Origin of the sequence: Yoonia sp., assembly GCF_046498525.1 — a bacterium.
GTDB lineage: Bacteria > Pseudomonadota > Alphaproteobacteria > Rhodobacterales > Rhodobacteraceae > Yoonia.
Window position 1 is genome coordinate 1 of the sequence record NZ_JAWOAN010000281.1, and the last position, 5,009, is coordinate 5,009.

Below are 5,009 nucleotides of genomic sequence, written 5' to 3' on the forward strand. Positions count from 1 at the left end.
ATCAGCACAAGGTCTTCGGATTTGTCCGGCGCTTCGGACAGGGCCACCGCTGCCGCATCGGCACCGACGTGTCCTGCGATACAAGGCAGCAGATAAACCCGTGCCGCAGGGTGCAGGTTCAGGTCCAGTTCTGTCGCGCGCAGCGAGATGGATTCGGATGTGGCCAGCGCAAACGGCGCTTGCCCCAGTTCGTAGGCGTCGATCCCCAAAAAGAGATGGTGCATGACGGGGTTGCAGACAAAAACTGCGTCCATGATCAGATTGCGGTCAATCCCCGCCTCAGTTGCGATTTGCACGAAGAGCGCGTTCATGCCTTCACGCACCGCCTTTGTCATCTCGTCCGAACCGGTGGGGTTCATCATGCCATAGCTGACCCTGCTCATCAGGTCTTCGCCAAAGCGGATTTGCGGGTTCATGATGCCGGATGAGGCGACGACCTCGCCGGATTGCAGGTCGCACAGGTGGGCTGCGATGGTGGTGGACCCAAGGTCAACGGCCAAACCGTAAAGCGTGCCTTCGTAGAACCCCGGCCAGATCTGGATGATCCGCGGGCTGAAGACCGCATCGCCAAGGTGGACGGCGACGGTGACTTTCCACGCACCTTTGCGCAAAGCACTTTGCATGGTTTTGAGCACACTGAGGTCTGCTTCCAGATGTGGCAGCTCCCAATCGCGGGTCAGAGCCTGTTGCAGGCGTTCCAGATCGCCCGACGGGTCATGCATATCCGGTTCCGCCACTTCGACGTAATAGAGCCGAGTCGAAGGGTTCAGGACAATATCGCGCGCCTCGGCCCGCTTGCGCACGACCTGCTTGTGCACCTGGCTTTCGGCGGGCACATCGATCACCGCATCACTTTGGATCGTAGCCTGACACCCCAGACGGCGCCCTTTTTTCAATCCGCGCTTGTCGTCATAGCGTTGTTCGACGCTGTTCCATTCGGACAGGGCGGTATCGGCGACGGTCACACCATGCTTGGAAAATTCCCCGTAGGACGGCGTAATCTGGCATTTCGAACAGATACCGCGCCCGCCGCAGACGCTGTCAAGATCGACACCAAGTTGCCGTGCTGCCGTCAAAACGGGGGTCCCCACGGGGAAATGCCCCCGTTTGCCGGAGGGGGTGAAAATGACGAGAGGGTCTTTGGACATTTTGCGCGCCTGTATTGTCTTGGCCTGAATGTATATGTGGCCCCGCCAATAGAAAGGCTCGTATCCGTCATAATAACTATGAGCAGCGGCATTGCCGTTTATTGCAGGATGTTCGTCCCGAGAATCCACACAGCCAAGGGCAAAGGAAGTGTCGCCAAAATCACCGTGATTGCAACAAGACGTGCCTGAAAGAGGCGGCTTAGCCCACCCACCATCATGATCCCGCCGCCGCCTCCCAGTGCGATATTGCCGGGAAGATTGATTGCCAGAGCAAGCGTGACATAGCGATAGTTGCAAAAGATCGGTGCAAGCCACGCAGGCATACGGCTTTCCATTGCGCGCAGGCGGTCCTGCTGCGGCGTGTTGTGGATGCTTGAAAGAAGGCCGGCAATACGATGCAGGCAAAGATCCTCGGAAAAGCGGATCAGGCGGGGCAGTGGCGCATATTGCCCGACCATGAAGGCCAGCAGCAACCCGCTGACGGTGGCAAGATAGACCACCGGTGCGGCCTTCGCTCCTTCAAGAAGCAGGATCGCGAAGCCGATTTCAACGCCGGGGACAAAGGGTATCGCGAGCAATATCGCGTAGCCGACCAGTACAGTGATGATCAGACCGGTCATTGCGCGGGCGGCGGCGTCGCTTTCAAATAGAGCGATCTTGGCCATCAATAGATCAATGCCGACTTTGGCCATGTAGACGAGCAGCAAAACAATAACCAGCTTTGCCGCAATCCGTCCAAAACGGTGCAGTGTGCCGACCTTCGGAGCCACATCCAGCATCATACATATGATCTTGCGCCTATTGTGGCGCAATCACAAGTCTGGTTTTGCGCACTTTGGCCTTTCGGTTATAGCGCATCCATGCAATAGGGACGTGCCAACGCTACCACCCAAGGAGACTGGTTGATGGAGATTCGCGAGGCACTCACTTTTGATGATGTTCTGTTGGTGCCGGGGGCATCCAGCGTGCTGCCGTCGACGGCGGACACCCGGACACGGGTGACCCGGTCCATCGCGATGAATATCCCGTTGATGTCCAGTGCGATGGATACCGTCACAGAAAGCCGCATGGCGATTGCGATGGCGCAGGCAGGCGGGATCGGCGTTGTCCACAAGAACCTTAACGTCGCAGATCAGGCCAAGGAAATCCGACGTGTTAAGCGCTTTGTTTCCGGTACGGTCTATAACCCCGTCACCTTGCGCCCCGATCAAACGCTGGCCGATGCCAAGGCCCTGATGGAACGCTACCGGATTACCGGTTTTCCTGTTGTGGGTGCCGATGGCAAGGTCGTCGGCATCGTCACAAACCGCGATATGCGTTTCGCGCAGGATGACAACACGCCTGTCAGCGTGATGATGACGACCGATAACCTTGCGGTCCTGCAAGAACCTGCCGACCTTGATGACGCCCGGTCGCTGATGCAGGCGCGCCGGATCGAAAAGCTGCTGATCACCGACGGTACCGGCAGGCTGACAGGTTTGTTGACCCTCAAGGACAGCGAGCAGGCGGTGTTGAACCCTATGGCCTGCAAGGACGGGCTGGGGCGCTTGCGCGTCGCGGCAGCGTCCGGTGTCGGCGACAGTGGTTACGAACGCGCCGAGGCCCTTGTCGATGCCGGTGTCGACATGATCGTGATCGATACAGCACACGGCCATTCCGAAGGCGTGGCCAAAGCGGTGGAGCGCGCCAAGAAGCTGTCCAACGAGGTGCAGATCGTGGCGGGCAACATTGCCACTGCCGAAGCGGCCAGGGCGCTGATCGGTGCGGGGGCGGATGCGGTGAAGGTCGGTATCGGCCCCGGCTCCATTTGCACCACACGCATGGTCGCAGGTGTCGGTGTGCCGCAGTTGACCGCGATCATGGATTGCGCTGCGGGTGCGGGCGATGTGCCGGTGATTGCCGATGGCGGTATCAAGTTCTCGGGCGATTTTGCCAAGGCGATTGCGGCAGGCGCTTCCTGTGCGATGGTCGGCTCGATGATCGCGGGAACAGACGAAAGCCCCGGCGAGGTGATTCTCTATCAGGGCCGGTCTTTCAAATCCTACCGCGGGATGGGCAGTTTGGGCGCGATGGCCAGCGGATCGGCTGACCGTTATTTCCAGAAAGAAGCCGCCAGTGACAAACTGGTGCCGGAGGGGATCGAGGGGCAGGTGCCTTACAAAGGCTCTGCCCATGCGGTTCTGCACCAGTTGGTGGGCGGTTTGCGCGCGGCGATGGGATATACGGGCTGTGCAACGATCGACGAGATGCGCAAGAACTGTACTTTTGTGAAAATCACAGGTGCCGGCCTGAAGGAAAGCCATGTGCATGACGTGCGTATCACCCGCGAAAGCCCGAATTACCGGGTCGGCTAGCGCATGACCCCCGGCGCGCGTGTGGCCGCCGCGATTGCGGTGCTTGATCAAATCCAAGATGGTGCAGCGGCGGAGCAGGCCCTGACAGGCTGGGCGCGGAACAGTCGTTTTGCGGGGTCCAAGGACCGTGCAGCGGTGCGTGACCATGTGTTTGACGTGCTGCGCGCCAAACGGTCTTTGGGTGATGGGACAGGCCGTAGCCTGATGCAGCGGTTGGCGGTGCGCGAAGGGTGGGACCTTGATGCGCTTTTTTCAGGTGAAGGCCATGCACCGGCACCGTTGAGCGTGGCGGAACGGGCGGCATCCGAGATACCTCTGGACCTTTCCGATGCTGCGCGGTGCGACCTGCCGAATTGGCTCTGGCCGCTTTGGACCGCAGGGCTGGATGATCGGGCCGAGGCGGCGGCGCTTGTGCAGCAAGGCCGCGCCGAAGTGTTCCTGCGGGTGAACGGACGCAAAGGGACGGCGGCGCAGGCAATGCGGGCTTTGGCCGATGAGGGGGTTGGTACTGCGTTGCACCCTATGGTTGCGGGCTGTCTGCGTGTCACCGAAAATCCGCGTCGCGTCAAAACCACACGCGCCTATCTGACCGGAGCCGTCGAGTTGCAGGACGCAGCCTCGCAAGACGCGGTGCAAAACACGCCGGTGCCGGAGGGCGCGCGTATTCTGGATTACTGCGCCGGTGGTGGTGGCAAGGCACTGGCCTTTGCCGATATGTACGCAGCACAGGTCTTTGCGCATGATGTTGCACCGCAACGCCTGAACGACCTTCCGGTACGTGCTGCGCGGGCAGGGGTCGATATCGTGACGCTTGAGACAGCGCAACTGGCCGCTCAGCCTGCGTTTGAAGTGGTATTTTGCGATGCACCCTGCAGCGGAAGCGGGACCTGGCGGCGCACCCCGGATGCCAAGTGGCGTCTGACAGAGGACCGTCTGGCCGCACTGATGCAAACACAGGCTGAAGTGCTTGATGGCGCGGCAACGCTTGTCGCAGATGGCGGTATCCTGGTTTATGCAACCTGTTCGGTCTTGCCGGATGAGAACGCGCAAGCCGTTGCTGCATTTTGCGGGCGCAGTCCCGGATGGGGTGTTCTGCACCAAAACCAACGGTTCCCCGACGCCAATGGGGATGGGTTTTTTACCTGCGTTCTTATGCGGAAATAACACAACCTAGAATTGTATAACGAGAAGTGCTATAAGGCATTAAGGTCGGCTTAATCGTTTGACGGTTAGGATTGTATGATGCGTAGTGAGGTGACTTCTTGAATGCCCTTTGATCAATCATTCGAAACAGCGCCTGCGCCCGTGCCTGCTAAACCGCCCCGGGCGGTGCATCTGTTGCTGGCTGGGGCTGTTTTTGCTGCGCTAGCCATCATTTCGCCGCTCGGCTTACTGCAATATGGGTTTGCCGTCTTTGGCGGCATCCTGATGTGTCTGGCGGCCTTTCTCAAGATCGCAGATCTCAATGCGGGGCGGGTCAATAGCCGTTTATGTCAAAATGCGCGGC

The 5,009-nt window shown here is 59.5% G+C and carries 5 protein-coding genes; 3 read left to right on the plus strand and 2 right to left on the minus strand.

Going from position 1 to position 5,009, the window contains the following annotated elements:
• On the minus strand, positions 1 to 1,148 hold a 1,148-nt coding region (locus tag R6T97_RS16390), incomplete at its 3' end, for a 2Fe-2S iron-sulfur cluster-binding protein (protein ID WP_410350352.1).
• Between the two features lie 98 nt (positions 1,149 to 1,246).
• On the minus strand, positions 1,247 to 1,930 hold the full coding sequence (locus tag R6T97_RS16395) for a hypothetical protein (protein ID WP_410350353.1): 684 nt from the start codon (positions 1,928 to 1,930) through the stop codon (positions 1,247 to 1,249).
• 123 nt (positions 1,931 to 2,053) lie between these two features.
• Between R6T97_RS16395 and guaB the strand changes: the two genes are divergently transcribed.
• The 3 genes from guaB to R6T97_RS16410 all read left to right on the plus strand — a co-directional run.
• Complete coding sequence (gene guaB, locus R6T97_RS16400; RefSeq protein ID WP_410350354.1) at positions 2,054 to 3,502, plus strand: IMP dehydrogenase; 1,449 nt, start codon at positions 2,054 to 2,056, stop codon at positions 3,500 to 3,502.
• Between the two features lie 3 nt (positions 3,503 to 3,505).
• The gene (locus tag R6T97_RS16405; protein WP_410350355.1) at positions 3,506 to 4,666 is read left to right on the plus strand and encodes an RsmB/NOP family class I SAM-dependent RNA methyltransferase; all 1,161 of its coding nucleotides are present in this window, start codon (positions 3,506 to 3,508) and stop codon (positions 4,664 to 4,666) included.
• Positions 4,667 to 4,768: 102 nt separating this feature from the next.
• Positions 4,769 to 5,009: hypothetical protein (locus tag R6T97_RS16410; RefSeq protein ID WP_410350356.1), on the plus strand; the 241-nt coding region annotated here is incomplete at its 3' end.